This window comes from Pseudovibrio axinellae, assembly GCF_900110875.1.
Lineage (GTDB): Bacteria > Pseudomonadota > Alphaproteobacteria > Rhizobiales > Stappiaceae > Pseudovibrio > Pseudovibrio axinellae.
The window spans coordinates 1-16,219 of record NZ_FOFM01000005.1 but is presented as its reverse complement, the minus strand read 5'-3'; the positions used below and the strand labels follow the sequence as shown (position 1 = coordinate 16,219).

17 protein-coding genes and 1 pseudogene are annotated in these 16,219 nt (G+C 51.9%); 17 read left to right on the top strand and 1 reads right to left on the bottom strand.

The genetic code is table 11. The features are described from left to right. Window positions 1-74: 74 nt before the first annotated feature. Together BMZ51_RS12060 and BMZ51_RS12055 are read left to right on the top strand one after the other, a co-directional pair. Window positions 75-701 carry a hypothetical protein gene (locus BMZ51_RS12060; RefSeq protein ID WP_068001469.1) on the top strand — a complete coding sequence of 209 codons (627 nt, stop codon included), beginning with the start codon at window positions 75-77 and terminating at the stop codon, window positions 699-701. Between the two features lie 160 nt (window positions 702-861). Further along, window positions 862-1,485, top strand: coding sequence for a terminase small subunit (locus BMZ51_RS12055; protein ID WP_068001465.1), 624 nt, complete (start codon window positions 862-864; stop codon window positions 1,483-1,485). Window positions 1,486-1,656: 171 nt separating this feature from the next. On the opposite strand, the gene BMZ51_RS12050 is transcribed toward BMZ51_RS12055, so the two are convergent. Then, window positions 1,657-2,235, bottom strand: a complete 579-nt coding sequence (locus tag BMZ51_RS12050; protein WP_068001462.1) for a hypothetical protein — start codon at window positions 2,233-2,235, stop codon at window positions 1,657-1,659. 140 nt (window positions 2,236-2,375) lie between these two features. On the opposite strand from BMZ51_RS12050, the gene BMZ51_RS12045 reads away from it, so the two are divergent. From BMZ51_RS12045 to BMZ51_RS11975, 15 genes and pseudogenes are all read left to right on the top strand, one after another. Next, window positions 2,376-4,592 carry a phage terminase large subunit family protein gene (locus BMZ51_RS12045; protein WP_068001459.1) on the top strand — a complete coding sequence of 739 codons (2,217 nt, stop codon included), beginning with the start codon at window positions 2,376-2,378 and terminating at the stop codon, window positions 4,590-4,592. 9 nt (window positions 4,593-4,601) lie between these two features. Beyond that, on the top strand, window positions 4,602-5,180 hold the full coding sequence (locus BMZ51_RS12040) for a hypothetical protein (protein WP_068001455.1): 579 nt from the start codon (window positions 4,602-4,604) through the stop codon (window positions 5,178-5,180). Beyond that, on the top strand, window positions 5,180-6,727 hold the full coding sequence (locus BMZ51_RS12035) for a phage portal protein (protein ID WP_068001451.1): 1,548 nt from the start codon (window positions 5,180-5,182) through the stop codon (window positions 6,725-6,727). The genes BMZ51_RS12040 and BMZ51_RS12035 overlap by 1 nt, the downstream gene beginning before the upstream one ends. Before the next feature lie 7 nt (window positions 6,728-6,734). After that, window positions 6,735-8,576 carry a phage major capsid protein gene (locus BMZ51_RS12030; RefSeq protein ID WP_068001448.1) on the top strand — a complete coding sequence of 614 codons (1,842 nt, stop codon included), beginning with the start codon at window positions 6,735-6,737 and terminating at the stop codon, window positions 8,574-8,576. An 84-nt stretch (window positions 8,577-8,660) separates the two neighbouring features. After that, a complete protein-coding gene (locus BMZ51_RS12025; protein ID WP_068001446.1) occupies window positions 8,661-8,864 on the top strand; it encodes a hypothetical protein in 204 nt (67 codons plus the stop codon). A gap of 217 nt (window positions 8,865-9,081) precedes the next feature. Beyond that, the gene (locus BMZ51_RS12020) at window positions 9,082-9,393 is read left to right on the top strand and encodes a head-tail joining protein (RefSeq protein ID WP_068001442.1); all 312 of its coding nucleotides are present in this window, start codon (window positions 9,082-9,084) and stop codon (window positions 9,391-9,393) included. Between the two features lie 8 nt (window positions 9,394-9,401). Next, the gene (locus tag BMZ51_RS12015) at window positions 9,402-9,851 is read left to right on the top strand and encodes a hypothetical protein (protein ID WP_068001437.1); all 450 of its coding nucleotides are present in this window, start codon (window positions 9,402-9,404) and stop codon (window positions 9,849-9,851) included. Between the two features lie 58 nt (window positions 9,852-9,909). After that, entirely contained in the window at window positions 9,910-10,302 is a 393-nt protein-coding gene (locus tag BMZ51_RS12010; RefSeq protein ID WP_068001433.1) for a hypothetical protein, read from the top strand. Between the two features lie 141 nt (window positions 10,303-10,443). Beyond that, window positions 10,444-11,220 (top strand): T3SS effector IpaJ family cysteine protease, encoded by a 777-nt coding sequence (locus BMZ51_RS12005; protein ID WP_139201385.1) that lies wholly within the window; start codon window positions 10,444-10,446, stop codon window positions 11,218-11,220. A 109-nt stretch (window positions 11,221-11,329) separates the two neighbouring features. Next, window positions 11,330-11,665, top strand: a complete 336-nt coding sequence (locus BMZ51_RS12000) for a hypothetical protein (protein WP_139201384.1) — start codon at window positions 11,330-11,332, stop codon at window positions 11,663-11,665. A 136-nt stretch (window positions 11,666-11,801) separates the two neighbouring features. Beyond that, the gene (locus BMZ51_RS11995; RefSeq protein ID WP_068001420.1) at window positions 11,802-13,487 is read left to right on the top strand and encodes a phage tail tape measure family protein; all 1,686 of its coding nucleotides are present in this window, start codon (window positions 11,802-11,804) and stop codon (window positions 13,485-13,487) included. Window positions 13,488-13,509: 22 nt separating this feature from the next. After that, window positions 13,510-14,139: a DUF2460 domain-containing protein gene (locus BMZ51_RS11990; protein ID WP_068001417.1), complete on the top strand. Its 630-nt coding sequence runs from the start codon at window positions 13,510-13,512 to the stop codon at window positions 14,137-14,139. Beyond that, window positions 14,139-15,032 carry a DUF2163 domain-containing protein gene (locus tag BMZ51_RS11985; RefSeq protein ID WP_068001414.1) on the top strand — a complete coding sequence of 298 codons (894 nt, stop codon included), beginning with the start codon at window positions 14,139-14,141 and terminating at the stop codon, window positions 15,030-15,032. The genes BMZ51_RS11990 and BMZ51_RS11985 overlap by 1 nt, the downstream gene beginning before the upstream one ends. Further along, window positions 15,007-15,444: an NlpC/P60 family protein gene (locus BMZ51_RS11980; protein WP_068001410.1), complete on the top strand. Its 438-nt coding sequence runs from the start codon at window positions 15,007-15,009 to the stop codon at window positions 15,442-15,444. Before BMZ51_RS11985 ends, BMZ51_RS11980 begins: the two co-directional genes overlap by 26 nt. A 4-nt stretch (window positions 15,445-15,448) precedes the next feature. Beyond that, window positions 15,449-16,219, top strand: a pseudogene (locus BMZ51_RS11975) (baseplate multidomain protein megatron); the annotation flags it as partial.

Sequence of the window (16,219 nt, the reverse complement as noted above, 5' to 3'; positions counted from 1 at the left end):
CGGCATGATTCAGCGATGATGAATAATTGCGCTTTCAGGTTACTACCTGAGGGCGCTTTTTCGTTGGGGGCTGCATGTTCCAGTACACCGTAAACTTTAGTGAGGTCGCCAAGGGGCTGACCAAAGCGGAACAACGGCAGGTGCCCTATGCGATCAGCTTAGCGTTGAATGCGACCGCACAGGATATCAAGACCAACACCGAAAAGACCTTAAGCAGGCGACTTGATCGCCCCACACCCTTCACCAAACGTGGCCTTGCATTGAAGCGGGCAAGTAAGCGCAACCTTTCGGCCGTTGTCTTCTTCAAGGACAGACAGGCGGATTATTTGGAACTGCAGGAGAAGGGTGGAACGAGGAAGCCAAAGCGGAAGGTGCTGGCGGTTCCGTTCTCACAGCGGCTCAACAAATACGGCAACCTACCACGGCGCAGTATTGACCGGCTGTTGAAACGCCCGGATGTGTTTCAAGGTGAGATCAACGGGGTTGAGGGAATCTGGCAGCGCCCTAAGCGCGGCAAGCGCCGGGATAGCTCGCGGGGCACCAAGGGCCGCACAGGTTTAAAGCTGCTGGTTGCCTATGAGAAGAGCGCAGACTACCAACCGCGCCTGCGCTTTGAAGAAGGTGCACGCAAGACTGCAGACGCCCGGATGAAACGCAACTTCCGGCGTGCAATGCAGAAGGCTCTGAAAACTGCCCGTTAAAACTTGGGGGCGCGTTTCCATATTCTGAAAAGCTTTGGGTCCTTCCTGGACCTGCCCCGGCCTGCGGGTAGTTCGGAACTGCGGGGCTTTGGGTTGTGTGGGGTGTGGGAGCACTTGGTGTTTTCGTTTCTGTTGTTGTTCCAGATGAGAGGGGGCGTGCATGGAGAATGTTGAACGCTATCCGCTCCCTGATGGTGTGGAAGATGTGGTGGTGAATAAGCGCCACCTTGCGGAGGCTTTTAAGAAGAGCCTGCCCACCATAGATCAGTGGATTTGCGAGGGGATGCCTTGTGAGAGCAAGGGCACCAATGGGCAGGCTTATGAGTTCCGGCTTTCGGTTTGCTATGCATGGCAGAAGGAAAGGGAAGCTTCAGAGGCTGCGGAAGAAGAGAAGATTCAAAGCAATATCCGGCAAATGCAGATGGCGTTGCTGGGTGGCGGATCTGGCAATTCTGAAATGGCGCTGACACCACGGCAGCGCAAGGAACTTTATGAGACTGAGGCAGCCTATAACAAGCTTGCACAATCGCGTGGTGAGCTGATCGCCTGTGCTGATGTGGTGGCGTTGCTGGAACGGACTTTCTCAGCGGTTCGCAATGCGGTGAACGGCATGCCTGACCGTTTGTCTAGGGATGTTGGTTTGGATGGTCGCCAGTCAGAGGCGGCGGTTGTGGTTGCTGATGATCTGCTGGCGGAACTTCACCGGGAGCTTTCTGAATTCATGCAGGGAATGAGCGCGGAAGAGAACACCGGGCAAGCTGCGATTATGGAAGCTGCGGAGTAGATGCAGAGAGATTACAACGCAAGGAACTGGTCTGCTGGTTTTCTTTCGACCAGCCTTGCAATGTGGATGTGCTTCGTAAAATCGCGGGTGGAAAATTATGCAGCTCAAGCTGTCAAAAGCAATCTAGTTGGGCTTTTCTTCACTAGGGGTGAGAACGAATTTTCGACCAGGTCACGACCCGCCTGGAAACTGGTAGCCCATATCGGTAACTGATTTAATCACTTTACAACAAAGATCGGCAACCTGCTTTTGCGTCTGCTTTAAAAACATAATGTTAATTGGTGTCTCAAATTCGAGCTGATCATTTCCCTCTTTGCGAAAGTAGAATGGTATACTCGCGCCATTTGCATCGGGTGTTTGGTTCCATGATCCATGGCATAAGACGTTTCTGATCTTAATAGATTCTTTGATCATAGAAACTAGGTCGTCAATGTCTTCGATTGTTGATGCGGGATTGCTTTTCACTGCTTTCTGATAGGTGTTAGCCAAATGATATAGCGGGTCTGTAAGCGTGCGTTCTAACTTTCGGTCCCATTCCTCATATGCCTCTTGGATTTTGTCCTCAGTATAGGGTGTTGTTCCAGTGAAAACCAAAATTGCTTTGGCAAGTATTTCCTCTAGAAAACCAAAAGTGCCTATTGTTCTACCTAGTTGCTCCCAAAACTCTGGTGGATGCATATGGGTCGGAAATTGAATAGGCAGTTTCTCAAAGTCAGTGATTGTACGAGTGATTTTTTCGGGGCGATTCATAAGGTGTGACCTTTCCTATTGGATTGAGTTTAAACTTCAGGGCTCCTTTCCCTGAAGACTTATTAGGTGGTACTCAGTGATTTTGAGTACAATTGTCAAAAATATATAGCTAGAACTGCAAGTAACTCAGGTTCCCCACCATGCCCTCATTCGAACTTCCGCCCCGTTTGCACGGTTGGCGGCCGCCTGCTTATGCGAGTGCGGCCGGGTGCCTTGCTGATGCGCTGCCAATCCTTGCGCCGGTGCGGCGTATGTCGGTATCAAGTTGGGCAGGTGGTGAGCGCAAGCTGCGGGACAATGGGGCAATCATTGCGTGGGATAACAAGGTAACACCTTACATGGTAGAGCCTATGGACATGAGTGCGTCCCGGCGCTTCCGGGGGACGGTGTTTGCCGGGCCTGCGCGTACTGGCAAAACGGACGCTCTGATAATCAACCGCATAGGGCAGGCGATCTGCTGTGAGCCGTGCGACATGCGTGTCATTCATATGGACAGAAACGCGGCGCGTGAATTTGCCTTGAAAAAAGTAGGGGCGCTGATCAACTACACGCCTTCAATAAAGCGGCGCTTAGGCCGGGGCCGGTTCGACAACAACATATTAGACAAGCGTTTTCAGGGCGGCATGACGCTGGATATCGGTTGGCCGGTGGTCTCCAAAGTGTCTGCTTCTGACCTGCCTTTAATGCTGCTGACTGACTATGACCGTGCGCCGGAAGACATTGAAGGGGAAGGCAACCTGTTTGACCTTGCCTTGAAGCGTACGGAAACTTTCGGTTCTCGCGGGATGGCGATTGCAGAAAGTTCTCCGGGCCGTCTGATTGAAGATAATGACTTCTTGCCGCCTGAGGGTGCGCCCCATATGGCACCACCGGCAACGGGTATTTTAGCGCTTTATAACCGGGGCACCCGTGGGCGCTATTACTGGACTTGCCCGGATTGCTCAGAGGTTTTTGAACCAGACTATGAGTTATTGCATTTTCCAGATGAAGGCAGCCCGAAAGAGCGCGGCCTTGCTGCTGTGATGGCGTGTCCGCATTGCGGTGCAATCTTTGCACCACGGCATAAAGTGGAGCTAAACCGGGCGGGCCGCTGGTTGCATGAAAGCAAAGCCGGGGATTTGGTGAGCGTTCATGATGAGGCTTTGCGGGAAACGGATCTTGTCACTTACTGGCTAAAAGGGGCGGCCGCTGCCTTCCAGCCGTGGGCGTCCTTGGTTTCCAGATATGAGACAGCTTGGCAGGAGTTCCAGCAAACCGGAGATGAAACCTCATTAAAGACCACTGTGAACGTTGATCAGGGCAAGCCTTATTCATCGCGCATGGTGGAAGATGATGACGATTTGAGCGTGAAGCAACTGAAGGACAAGGCAGAGCAATATCTGCTTAAGGTCGCACCACCGGAAACCCGCTTTCTTACCATTGCGGTTGACGTGCAAAAGGGTCGCTTTGTGTGCCAAGTGGATGCATGGGGGCCGGGGCTGGAACGCTGGTTGATAGATCGCTTTGACATTCACGCCCCGCCTGCAGGAGCACCAAGCGCCGACGCACGCGCGATTGACCCGGCAAAATACAAAGAAGACTGGGACGCGCTTTTGCCTTTACTGGAAAAGTACTATCCGGTTGCGGGCAGTGGCTACCAGATCAAACCGGCTGCGCTGATCGTAGATAGCGGCGGGGCGGATGGTGTGACGAAGAATGCTTATGCTTTTTATCGTAAATCGCGCAAGCTTGGCCTGCGCAGGCGGGTGTTTCTTGCCAAAGGTCTGAATGGTTGGGAGCGCGACCGGGCCAAAGAAGTGACCCCTGAAAAAGTAGAGGGCAAGCGGGTTAAACGCACTGATTTAAAGATTGTGCGCGTTGGAACATGGCGGCTTAAATCTGAAGTTACTGCAAGCCTTGCCCGTGAAGATCCGGGCGCAGATGCCTATCACCTGACCCGCAACCTACCTGGTGAAGTGTTTGAAGAGTTTTGCGCAGAGCGGCGCACCCCGAAAGGCTGGGTGCTTCGCAAGGGGCGCAAGCGAAACGAGGCGCTTGATCTGGGCGTTTACGGGCTGGCTTTGGTGCTGGTTCTTAAGGGTGAAGAAATCAACTGGAAGCGCCCGCCGATTTGGGCGCGATCTATGGAAACCAATAGTTTTGCTGCACTTAGACCAAAGCAAGAGACAAGCCGTGAGGCGGGTTCAACGGATCTTGCCGGGGAAAGTGTGCCTGAAAGTTTGCCAGTACAGGCGCAAGCGCCGGAGACGAAGACGGAAAAGTCAGAAACTGCAACAACGATAAAACCAAAGCGGCTGCCTGCGAAGAAAGCACGCAGGCGGCCAAGGCGCAGAGGCGGCATGCTTGCCGGGTTGTGAGGGGGATGTATGGCAGGAAATGGATTTGATGAACCTTTAAGTGCCGAGCCTAAGACGATGCGGGCCGGTGACTTTATCTCATGGCGGCGGGATGATCTGGCACAGGATTTTCCACCTGTTGATTATACGCTTTCCTATGTGGGAACACTGGAAGGGAAAGCCCCGGAAAAAATCGAGTTTGCCGCAACCGCCCTTGATGGCGGTTTTTTTGTGAGCCTTGGGGCTGATGAAAACAGCGGTTGGATTGCAGGGGCGTACCGGTGGGCGGCCTTTATTACCCGCAAGAGTGACAGTGAGCGCTTAAGCGTAGACAGCGGCCGGTTTGAAGTGTTGCCTAATTTGTGGGCCGGAGACTTGCCGGACGCGCGCAGCCATAACCGGCGCATGCTGGATCAAATTGAAGCGCTTTTGGAAGGGCGGGCAAAATCCAATGTTGCCGCCTATGAGATTGCAGGGCGCAAGTTGACGAAGCTCAGCCCGAAAGAGCTTGCCGACTGGCACACGCATTACCGCAAGCTGCTGGCGATTGAAGAGCGCAAACGCACAGGGCGCGCAAGTCACCGCTTTATCAAGGTGGGGTTTAAATAATGGGTGTATTGGCAAGGCTCTTTCGCACAGGCAAAGCACCTGTAAAACAGCCGCGCAAGGCTGAGCGGAAATTTAAGGCAGCGCGGCCGGATCGCCTGGCAAATTTCAAGGCTATGGGGTTTTATTCCTCTTTGATGCACGATGCGCAAGAGGACCTTTTGGGTTTGGTTTCCCATAGCAGAGAGCAAAGCCAGAACAACGACTATCTGAAGGGCTTTTATTCTCATTTGCGGCGCAATGTGGTGGGCCGTGGTGGCCTGCTTATCAAGCCGGTTGTACGCTTTGAAGATGAAAGCTTAGACCGGGAAAGCAACAAGGCTATTCGCCGGGCTTTTTTGGATTGGAGTAAACGGGGAACGTGTACAACGTGCGGCAAGTTCTCGTTTGCTGATAGCCAGCGCATTGCGCTTACATCTGTTGCCCGTGACGGTAATTTTCTGGCGCGCAAATATTTGGGGCCGGAGTTCGGGGCCTTTGGCTTTCAGCTGCAACACCTTGATATCACCATGCTTGATATTGAACTGAACAAGGACCTAGGGGCGGGGCATTATATTCTTGCAGGGGTTGAGTGTAACGCAGTTGACAGGCCGGTTGCCTATCACATGTTCAAGCGCAACCCCTCCCGTTTTGGCGGGCGCGGTGAACGCATTCGCATTCCAGCGCAAGAGATCGTGCATTTGTTTGCACCTTACGACCAAACGGCCCCGGTGATTGGGGTGCCGTGGGCTCACACGGCTTTGCGCCGCTTAAGCCAAATGAACCGCTTTGAAGAGGCTGCGCTTTCCAATGCGGTTTATGGCGCGCAAAAGATGGGTTTTTACACCCGCTCTGCTGATGCTGACCCGGATGAACTGTTAGGCAGTGATCAAACCGGGGCTACGACTGCAGAAGGTGGCGGCGCAGAGGGTGAGGCATATTTGGACGAGGAAGAGCGGCCCCGGCTGGAAGAAATGGAAGGTGGGGTTTTAGAGGAATTGCCGCAAGGCTACGACTTTAAAACCTTCGATCCAGCCTACCCAAGCGGGGAAATGGAACCCTTCATGAAAATCATGTTGCGCGGCGTAGCAACCGGGCTGGATGTTGCTTATTCATCCCTTTCAAGCGATTTGGAAAAGGCTAATTTTTCATCGCTGCGGGCCGGGCTTGGTGAAGAGCGTGAGCAATGGGGTGTATTGCAAAGCTGGTTTGCAGATCACTATTGCGGGGCGATTGTTTCAGACTGGCTGAATATGGCGATGCTAACGCGCAAATTGCCTTTGTCTATGACGCAGCGCGAGCGGTTTAACGCAATTGAATGGACAGGCCGGGGCTGGCAATCGGTCAACCCGAAAGACGATGCAACCGCCAATAAAACCAATATGGAAACCCGCATTAAAAGCCCTCAGGAAGTAGCAAGCGAACGCGGGCGCACCCTTGAAGATATCTACGACGATTTTGCAGAGGCAAGCCAGCTTGCTAAGGATCGCGGCATTGATCTTGAAGCCGTGCTTTCAGCTGGGAGCAAGGTTGCCCCGGTTCCTGATAAAGATAGCGCTTTAGAGGACTAACCACACCATGCCAACAAATAACCTGAAGCTGCCGGAACGGTTGTTCCGGCAGGGTGCTTTCGTGCGCGCGCAAGAGGGCGCAGAAGAAGACCTTTTAGAGCTTTCCTTTTCCAGTGACTCCCCTATTCGCACCTATTGGGGCGTTGAAATTCTGGGTCACGAGGCCGGCGAAATTGACCTTGAATTTATTGGGAGCGGGCGTGCGCCGTTGCTGATTGATCACCGCGCAAGCGTAGATAATCAGGTGGGCGTGATTGAGCGCGTTGAAGTCAAGAACGGCAAGGGCCGGGCCTTTGTTCGCTTTGGTAAAACCGAGCGGGCGCAAGAGATTAAAAGCCGTGTTCTGGATGGTGAGCTTACCAATGTTTCTGTTGGTTATCAGATCCACAAAGCCCGGCTTGAAGAAGAAAATGACGATGATTTAGACGTGTACCGCGTCACCCGCTGGACCCCTCATGAAATTTCAATTGTATCCGTTCCTGCAGATCCTTCTGTGGGGGTGGGACGCTCACAATTTGAGGGGGCTGTTGTTTCCATTGCACTTGAAAGAAAGGCTGCTGCAATGCCTGCACCACTTGAAAATACAAATAACGGCCCTTCAGAAGAAGAGCTTGCGCAAATCCGTTCTGAAACGGCTGCAAATGAGGCCACACGCATTCGTGAAATTGAAGCCACAGCGGCAAGCTGGAACTGTCGTGACCTGGCTGCAGATGCGATCCGTTCGGGTTTGTCTGCTGGTGAATTTTCTAGCAAAGTGCTTTTGCAAATGGGCGAGCGCGGGCAAGAAAAAATCTCCGGGGCTGCTGATATTGGCCTGACTGGCAAAGAGCGCAAAAAGTTCTCGTTTGTGCGCGCGCTCAATGCCCTGGCAAACCCACACAACAAGGAATATGTGGAGGCGGCAAAATTTGAATATGAATGCTCTGATGAGGCTGCAAGAAAGCGCGGTAAATCTGCAGGTGGGTTGCTTGTGCCTGCTGATGTGATGCGCGCCAATGTGCTTGGGCAAACGCGCAACCTTAACACCGGCACCATTGCGAGCGGTGGGGCTCTGGTTTCAGAGGATTTGATTGCAGGCTCGTTTATTGAATTGCTGCGCAAGCGTGCTGTTGTGATGAATATGGGCGCTCATATGCTCAATGATTTGCAAGGTGATTTGCTTATTCCGCGCATGGTTGGGGGTGCAACGGCATATTGGGTTGGTGAAGGTGATGACGTGACCAAAAGCGCAGCTGCGTTTGATCAGGTCGCCCTAACGCCCAAGACACTTGGGGCCTTCACCGATTATTCCCGTAAGTTGCTTATTCAATCCTCACTAGATGTTGAGGCGTTGGTGCGTGATGATCTGGCTAAGGTGATCGGGTTGGAAATCAACCGGGCAGCTTTGCACAGTGATGGTTCAGGCAACGCAGCCAAGGGCATTGCAGCCACAACCGGCATTAACTCAACAACGTTTGCAGCAAGTGCACCAACTTTTACAGAGGTGGTTGAAATGGAATCCTCTGTTGCAAGCGATGATGCGGATATTGGGGCGCTTGGCTATGTGCTCAATGCAGAGATGCGCGGGGCGCTAAAGACCACGGAAAAGGCAGCGGGTACAGCGCAGTTTATCTGGGAACGGGGCAATACGGTAAACGGTTATAATGCCGGTATTTCCAACCAAGTGCTTAATAGCAATGCCTTTTTTGGTAACTGGGCAGATCTTTTAATTGCGATCTGGACCGGTGTTGATTTGACCATTGACCCGTTCACACAGGCAACAAGTAGCACGGTGCGCGTTGTTGCAATGCAAGATGTAGATTTTGCAACCCGCCACCCGCAAAGCTTCTGTCATTCATTCCAAGCTTAAGCTTTCCAGCCCTTAAGCGGCCGGGCAACCCGGCTGCTTTTTTTGAACTTCCTTTGATTACTCAAACACTTAAGAGGTCATGTTATGGCGAATGCTAAGAAGAAGATTGTAATTGTAAAGCGCACGGTTTGCGACGGTGAAAACGTTGGGCCCGGTGATGTGGTGAACGCCCCTGAAAAAGAGGCTAATTTTTTGATTAATCTGGGCAAAGCGGAAGAAACAAAGAAGGCGGTTGGCAAAGCCAAGGCACCGGAAAAAGCGCCGGAGCCTGACCCAAGCGGGAATTAAACCCCGGCTTTTATGAGAGATAAACGGGGGGCAGTGCCTCCCGTTTATCTTGGATCTTGGAAGGTGAGAGCGTACCGATGAAAAAAGACTTGGCGAACACAACCAGGCTGACACAGCCCAAACCCCTAACGCCTAAAGAGTTGGCGCGGGCCATGGGAAAAGCCCCTGTAAACCGGGCAATTGGGGTTAAGGGCGGGCAAGTACTGGTGAAGCGGCAATGATTGATTTTGACGATGACTTGAACGCCCTGCTGAACACTGATGAGTTTGCCACAAACGCAACCTACGCGTTGCAAAACGGGAGCAACGGGCCGCTTGTTGGGATCTTGTCCAATGAGGGGGAAGAAACCCCTTTTGGTGAGGCTGGCATGCTCACGTCTAAGCCTGTGTTTGCGGTGAAGACCTCTGAAATCCCCGATGAGTTTGGCGAGGGCGCAGAGCTTTTAATTGACGGGCAGCGCTTTACAGCTGCGAGCGCTCCCATGAGTGACGGGGCAGGCTTAAGCGAGATCGTGTTAGAACGCGAATAGGGGCAGGTATGGCACATATCAGAACACAGGTGCGTGATGCGGTGGAGGCTGCGTTAAAAGGGCTGCCAAGCACTGCAGAGCGGGTTTTTGTCACTCGTACATATCCGTTGGAACATAAGCGCTTACCTGCCTTGCTTATTTATATTTTGGATGAACAAAGCCAGCCTGCAGAAATGGGGCCGGGCCGCGATATTGAACGGCAAATGAGCATTACCGTTGAAGCGATTGCAGATGGCAGGGGCTTTGACGATGAACTTGACCAAATTGCAGTTGAGGTAGAGGGCGCTCTTGCTGGCAGTCACTATTTAAACGGGCTGGTGAAAGAGCTTTACCTGCAATCCAGCAATTTGAATTTAGCAACCGGCCGGGATCGAGGCGAAAAGCGAACGGGCGTTTTAACGCTGAGTTTTACAGTGCTTGCAGTAACGCCGGAAGCAGACCCGCAAACCGCGCATTAATCCAGCATGTAGCGGGTGGCTGGTACTTTGATTTTCAAAACTAAAGGAGAGCATTCAAATGGCTTTGGTGCATGGGAATAAAGGCAGTGTAACTGCAGGCGGTGAAAATGTGGGCAAGGTGCAAAGCTTCAATTTGAGCATTGAAGCCCCTGTTTCAGATGCAACGGCAATGGGTGAAGAGTGGGAAACCCATTTAGCCGGCGCACCTAAACGCTGGTCTGGTTCGATTAATGCAAAACGGGTTACAGATGATGCGGGGCAAGAGGAGCTTAGCGCCGGGGCGTCTGTGATGCTGCATCTATATGACAATGGCGAGATTAGCGGCGAAAACTACTATTCCGGCACGGCGACAATTACCAGCATTAGCCATGCACAGGGGCGCACCGATACCGTTGATCTAACCTTTGAGTTTACAGGCAATGGTGAGCTGGCACAGGAAGAAGTGCCTTAACTCCGGTTTTTTCCGGTGAAGTGAGAAAGGTAGTCTGTGTGTACAGGCTGCCTTTTTGTTTAGCGCGAAAATGGAGAAGGATCACAACTATAAAATTCAACCGTCTTTCTTTGTATCAATAAAAATAAGGGATACATGAAGATGGCAGCCTTTCGCGCATACAAAGATGTTTCACAGCATTCAATTCTTGAATGTGGTGCATATGTAGTCAATGCAAGTCTGCTCCAGTTGGGTATATCTCCAGGTGAAACAAGTGTCAGTTTGTTGGAATATGACAATATCTCAGAAGGATACACTGATGGCCTGTTCGCCGTGAAAATCAACCTGAAAGAAGTAGCAAGCTCACCGGAAAACCAGAGACAGGGAGAGGCCCAACTCGCAGCACGAGATAGTTATTCCGTAACTGGAAATCTCATTATGAACTGCCCGGAAAAAAGAGCCAAATATGCGAATGGATTTTACAGTAACAGCCCTTCAGGCCTCATACAGGTTGCTTATCAGTTGAATGGTGAAAAGAAAGACAAGGTAGAGCTTTTTTACACAAATTCAGCAAAAGCTGAATTCGAAGGCTATAAGCCTGTCGTAAATGAAGGCAGTGACAACAAAAACTTATTTGACGTAGAGATTAAGCTGGTTGAGAAAATAAATCATGAAATAAAAAGGACTAAGAAAGATCATTACACGTCTCCTTCAAATGGTGGCGTAGATGCACTGATGGTCAGATATGAAGATACCGGGGCTATGCATTGGATCGCAGTTGTTCAAAGTGTTGATGATCAAAATAAATGCAGTGTTTATGACCCAGCGACCGGAAATGTTTCAGAAATTGCCAAAAATAATTTGGACAATAAATCTGAACTGAAAGTTGGTGATACTGAATATAAAATGGGCGGTATCTGGATACGCCTTACCAACTAGTTCGGAATGTTCCGCATAGGTCTTTGACCAAGTGGATCCCAAAATAATCGAAGGCAGTCTGTTTGTGCAGGCTGCCTTTTTGTTTAGCGCAGAGACAAGGAGTGCAAATATGCGTGCGATTGAGCGTGTGAACAGCCATTACAAACGGGCAAAAAATCAGGTTGTTGAAGTGCCTGAGTGGGGTGAAGACGGTGCGCCGTTTAAGGTCTTTTATGACCCAATGACACCGCGACAACGCACGCGCATTTCTGGCGATCATTCAGATTTAAACTCTGAGGCTTTTGTTGATGTGTTGATTATGAAGAGCCAGGATGAGACCGGCGAATTGCTGTTTAATGCTGATGATAAACACAAGCTTTTAACGCAGGCAGATGGCGCGATAATTGGCCGTGTTGCGCTGCAGATGCTTGCCCCGGCTGATGCAAAGGTGCTGGAAAAAAACTAAGGGGCGATCCGTGGCGCTTGTTTCTTTTCAGGCTTGCGGATCGCTTGCATATGCGGGTTTGCGACCTTGAAGACTGGCCGGAACCTGAGCTTTTAGAATGGTCCATCTACCTTAAAGTTACCGGGGAAGCTCAATCATGACCGTGCCGGATCTTGTCTATAATGTGCGGGCTAATGATAAATCCCGCGCGGCCTTTGAAGGCAACCGGCGCTCTTTGCAAAAGACACGCCGGGAAACGCAGCTTTTAAATACGGATATGAGCTTGTTAGGCCGTTCTATGGGGGGATTGAAAGCCGTTGGCATCACCTCTGTTACGGCGGCCGTTGTTGCTTTGGGTGTAGCCACTCGCAAAACGATTTCGGACGCCTCAAGCCTTGCCAAAGTTGCCGATAAGGTGGGCGTGACCACTGATGAGTTGCAACGCTTACGCTATGGCTTTGAGTTAACCGGTGTTGCAGCGGGTACAACTGATACAGCGTTGCAACGGTTTTCGCGGCGGATTGGTGAAGCTGCCAACGGCTCCGGTGTGCTGAATGATGTTTTAAAGGCTAACGGAATTGAACTGCGCGATGTGACTGGCAAAATGAAGTCACAAGGGCAGATATTAGCCGAATATGCGGATCTGATTAAGAACGCAGGCTCTGAGCAAGAGCGGCTCTTGCTTTCGTTTAAAGCTTTTGACCGTGAGGGCGCAGGGCTGGTTCTTGCTTTGAAGAATGGTTCTGAAGGTTTGGGCGAACTGATGCGGGCCGCTGATGAGGCAGGCGGTGTAATTGAAGAGGAATTGCTGCGTAAGGCTGAGCAAATTGATGATGAATTTGCAAAGGTGTGGCGCACTTTTGAAGTTGGTGCGAAGCGGGCAACTCTTCAAGCCGTTTCGGGCTTTCGCCAATTGTTTGATGAGTATGAAAAGTTGGAGGCCTCGCTTGCTGAGTTTGGCAATGCTGACATTTGGAAGGACGCCAACCGCTTTTTGGACCGGTACGGCCTGATTGATCGTAGCATGCTGACTGACCTTGATTTAGGGCGTGCAAATTCACAAGGCAAAGGCGATCGGATTTTAGATTTTTCTAATCGTATCGGGCAGGGTTTTACAGCTTTTGAAGGGGCAAAAGACAAGCCTACAATTATTCCGCAAAAGTCAGAAAAAACCTCATCAAGCGTAGCCCGAATTGACCAATACGCACGCGTATTAGAGCAGCTGCAGCGCGAGCAAGACTTGCTTGGGATGAATGCGCAGGAACAACGGCGCATGAATGCCTTAAGGCTTGCCGGGGTTGAGGCAAGCAGCCAGCAGGGCCAGGAGCTGATTAAGATAACAGATGAGATCCATGCGCAAGCTTTGGCGCAGCAACAGGTGAACGATCTGGCGGGCCTGTTTGGTGACGTTGCAACGGATTCCATAAGTGAGCTGGTTGGCGCGCTGGGGCTTGCTGATACAGCGGCCGGTAACTTGATTGCAACGCTTGCAGAAGCTGCCCTGCAGGCTGCCTTTTTGGGGCAAGGGCCGCTTGCTTCAACGTTTGGAAGCTCGCCAGAAGCGAACGTGACAACGGCACTTATTAGCGGGTTTAAAGGGTTCTTTGCGCAAGGCGGTACTCTTGGGGCCGGAGAATGGGGGCTTGCAGGTGAAAATGGCGTTGAGCCGGTGGTGGGACCTGCAAAGATTATCTCTAATCAGGATGCGTTTGGCGGTGGTTCTGCCCCGCTGAACGTTCAATTCAACATCCAAACGCAGGACGTTGAAAGCTTCCGGCAATCTCAGGGACAAGTTGCGGCAATGATGTTTGACGCAATCGGACGCGGGCAACGCAACCGCTAACAGGTGAGAATTGGGGCTTTTGATGCTTACTGAATTTCATGACACCCGTTTTCCGCCTGATATCTCCCTTGGAGCGAAAGGCGGGCCGGAACGTAAAACGCAAATTGTAATCAGAGGCAACGGCCGGGAAAACCGCAATCAGCAATGGGCAGACAGTCGCCGCCGCTATAATGCGGCCAAGGGTGTGCGCTCTGTAAACGATCTTTATCAGGTGATTGCCTTTTTTGAAGAGCGGCGCGGGCGAATGTTCGCGTTTCGTTGGAAGGATTGGAGCGACTATAAAAGTTGTGCGCCCGGTGATCAGATCAGCGCGGCTGATCAGATCATTGGTGTTGGTGACGGGGCGCAAACGCAGTTCCAGCTCATTAAAACCTATGGGGCGGCCTTTGCACCTTATGCGCGTTCAATCACCTTGCCAGACCTTGAGGCAGATCATCTGGTTGCTCTTGATGGTGTGATGACAGCGGGTTTTGAAACTGACCCTTTAACGGGTGTTGTGACGTTTGAAAACGCGCCAGATGTGGGCGTGCAGGTGACTGCCGGTTTTCAATTTGATGTTCCAGCACGCTTTGACAGTGACATTTTAGAAGTCTCCCTTGCCGCGCACACACTTGGCAGTGTGCCCAATATTCCAGTTGTAGAGGTGCTTTAATGAAAACGTTCTCTGCAGGTTTTGAAGAGCATTTAAGCGGGGCGTGCACAACGCTGTGTTGGTGCTGGCAGGTCACGCGCCGCGATGGGGTTACACTTGGGTTTACAGATCATGACCGGCCAATAGAGTTTGACGGTGTGACGTTTGAGGCTTCATCTGGTTTTACCGGATCTGACATTGAGGCGGGTTTAGGGCTTGCCGTTGACAATATGGAAGTTGAAGGCGCGCTTTCTTCTGATGTGATTATTGAGGCTGATATTGCGGCCGGGCTTTATGATGATGCAGCAATAATCCTTTACCGGGTGAATTGGAGTGATCCGGCGCAGCGTGCGGTGATGCAACGGGGGAACATTGGCGAGGTGAGCCGGGGAGAGTTGGCCTTTAGTGCAGAAATGCGCAGCCTTTCCCATAGGCTTAACCAGAACACCGGGCGCACGTTTCAATATGGTTGTGACGCTGAGTTAGGTGATGAGCGTTGCGGGGTTAATTTGCTTTCTGCCTCCTATTTTGGGGCTGGCAGTGTGGCTGGTGTGAGCGGGCGCGTGTTTGTATGCGCGGGATTAGACGGCTTTGACGCTGATTTGTTTTCATGGGGGTCTGTGGTTTGGTTGAGCGGGGCAAATCAAGGCGCACGGGTCAAGGTGAAGGTGCACAAGATCACCAGTGAGGGGGCTGCAGAGCTTTCCTTGTGGCAAGCCCCGGCAAGGCCGATTGCACCGGGCGATACCTTCAATGTTTTTGCTGGATGTGCCCACACTTTTGCGGCGTGTGCAGACAAGTTTGACAACGCGCTTAACTATCGCGGCTTTCCCCATATGCCCGGCGCTGATTTTGTAACAGCTTATGCAACTCAGGATGAACAAACCAATGACGGTTCTGCGATTGTCAAATGAGGTTGTTGCGCTTGCTCGCGGGTGGCTTGGCACGCCTTACCACCATCAAGCCAGCTGTAAGGGGGCGGGGTGTGATTGTCTTGGTTTGCTACGCGGGATCTGGCGGGAACTTTACGGACAAGAGCCGCAAGCGATCCCGACCTATTCCCCTGACTGGGGAGAGGTTGGAACACATGAAACGCTTTTAGAGGCGGGTCAAACGCACTTCCAGCGTGCAGGACTGGACCCGCCCGGCCTTGGCAGTGTGATTGTGTTCAGGGTGCGGCCCCATGCCATTGCAAAGCATGTGGGGCTTATAAGCGGGCCGGGCCGGATGATCCATGCGCAAGAGCGCGCCGGGGTCGTTGAAGTTCCCTTTTCGGGGTGGTGGCAGCGCCGGGCGGTAGCTGCCTTTTCTTTTCCAGACAGGTGATTATATGGCTACCGTCGTTTTATCAGCGGCCGCAAGTGCTGTAATTGGTGCAACCGGGGCGGGGACGGTTGCGTCCTTTGCTATTACTGCAGCTGCAAGTGTTGCGGGCGCATATCTTGATAGCCTGATTGTCTCCGCGTTTACACCGGGCAGTAAGAGCCATGTAGAGGGGCAGCGGCTGGACAGCCTGCAGGTGATGGGCTCCAATGAGGGCGCGTCAATTCCGATTGTGGCAGGGCGTGCGCGTGTCTCCGGGCAGGTTATCTGGGCAACAAGTCTGCATGAGGTTGTGACCACCACAACGGAAAAGACAGGCGGCAAAGGCGGCGGGCCTTCTTCAACCGTGACACAAACAACTTATAGCTACTCTGCCAACTTTGCCGTTGGGATCTGTGAGGGGCCAATCTCGCAAATTTTGCGTGTATGGGCAGATGGTAAAGAAGTTGACCTGACGAAAATCACCATGCGCGTTTACAAGGGCAGCGAAACACAGGATGCAGACCCTCTCATTGCTGCAAAGCAGGGTACGGCCAATATTCCAGCGTATCGCGGCCTTGCTTATGTTGTGTTTGAAGAGCTGGCACTTGCTGAATATGGCAACCGGTTGCCGCAAATGACGTTTGAAGTTGTGCGCGCCGTTGGCTACGAGGAAGAACAATTAAGCGGTGTTGCGCTTATTCCCGGTTCGACCGAATTTGGCTATTCCAAAACGCTTGTTAAAGAAAACAAGGACGGGCTATCGACTGCTTATAACAACCGCCACACTTTAGCAGCG

What these genes read in the sequence shown, in the direction of transcription:
- BMZ51_RS12030 (WP_068001448.1), top strand. Translation starts at nt 6,735, where the DNA reads ATGCCAACAAATAACCTGAAGCTGCCGGAACGGTTGTTCCGGCAGGGT.
- BMZ51_RS12015 (WP_068001437.1), top strand. Translation starts at nt 9,402, where the DNA reads ATGGCACATATCAGAACACAGGTGCGTGATGCGGTGGAGGCTGCGTTA.
- BMZ51_RS12060 (WP_068001469.1), top strand. Translation starts at nt 75, where the DNA reads ATGTTCCAGTACACCGTAAACTTTAGTGAGGTCGCCAAGGGGCTGACC.
- BMZ51_RS11995 (WP_068001420.1), top strand. Translation starts at nt 11,802, where the DNA reads ATGACCGTGCCGGATCTTGTCTATAATGTGCGGGCTAATGATAAATCC.
- BMZ51_RS11985 (WP_068001414.1), top strand. Translation starts at nt 14,139, where the DNA reads ATGAAAACGTTCTCTGCAGGTTTTGAAGAGCATTTAAGCGGGGCGTGC.
- BMZ51_RS12040 (WP_068001455.1), top strand. Translation starts at nt 4,602, where the DNA reads ATGGCAGGAAATGGATTTGATGAACCTTTAAGTGCCGAGCCTAAGACG.
- BMZ51_RS12045 (WP_068001459.1), top strand. Translation starts at nt 2,376, where the DNA reads ATGCCCTCATTCGAACTTCCGCCCCGTTTGCACGGTTGGCGGCCGCCT.
- BMZ51_RS11980 (WP_068001410.1), top strand. Translation starts at nt 15,007, where the DNA reads ATGACGGTTCTGCGATTGTCAAATGAGGTTGTTGCGCTTGCTCGCGGG.
- BMZ51_RS12050 (WP_068001462.1), bottom strand. Translation starts at nt 2,235, where the DNA reads ATGAATCGCCCCGAAAAAATCACTCGTACAATCACTGACTTTGAGAAA.
- BMZ51_RS12025 (WP_068001446.1), top strand. Translation starts at nt 8,661, where the DNA reads ATGGCGAATGCTAAGAAGAAGATTGTAATTGTAAAGCGCACGGTTTGC.
- BMZ51_RS12020 (WP_068001442.1), top strand. Translation starts at nt 9,082, where the DNA reads ATGATTGATTTTGACGATGACTTGAACGCCCTGCTGAACACTGATGAG.
- BMZ51_RS12035 (WP_068001451.1), top strand. Translation starts at nt 5,180, where the DNA reads ATGGGTGTATTGGCAAGGCTCTTTCGCACAGGCAAAGCACCTGTAAAA.
- BMZ51_RS12010 (WP_068001433.1), top strand. Translation starts at nt 9,910, where the DNA reads ATGGCTTTGGTGCATGGGAATAAAGGCAGTGTAACTGCAGGCGGTGAA.
- BMZ51_RS12055 (WP_068001465.1), top strand. Translation starts at nt 862, where the DNA reads ATGGAGAATGTTGAACGCTATCCGCTCCCTGATGGTGTGGAAGATGTG.
- BMZ51_RS12005 (WP_139201385.1), top strand. Translation starts at nt 10,444, where the DNA reads ATGGCAGCCTTTCGCGCATACAAAGATGTTTCACAGCATTCAATTCTT.
- BMZ51_RS12000 (WP_139201384.1), top strand. Translation starts at nt 11,330, where the DNA reads ATGCGTGCGATTGAGCGTGTGAACAGCCATTACAAACGGGCAAAAAAT.
- BMZ51_RS11990 (WP_068001417.1), top strand. Translation starts at nt 13,510, where the DNA reads ATGCTTACTGAATTTCATGACACCCGTTTTCCGCCTGATATCTCCCTT.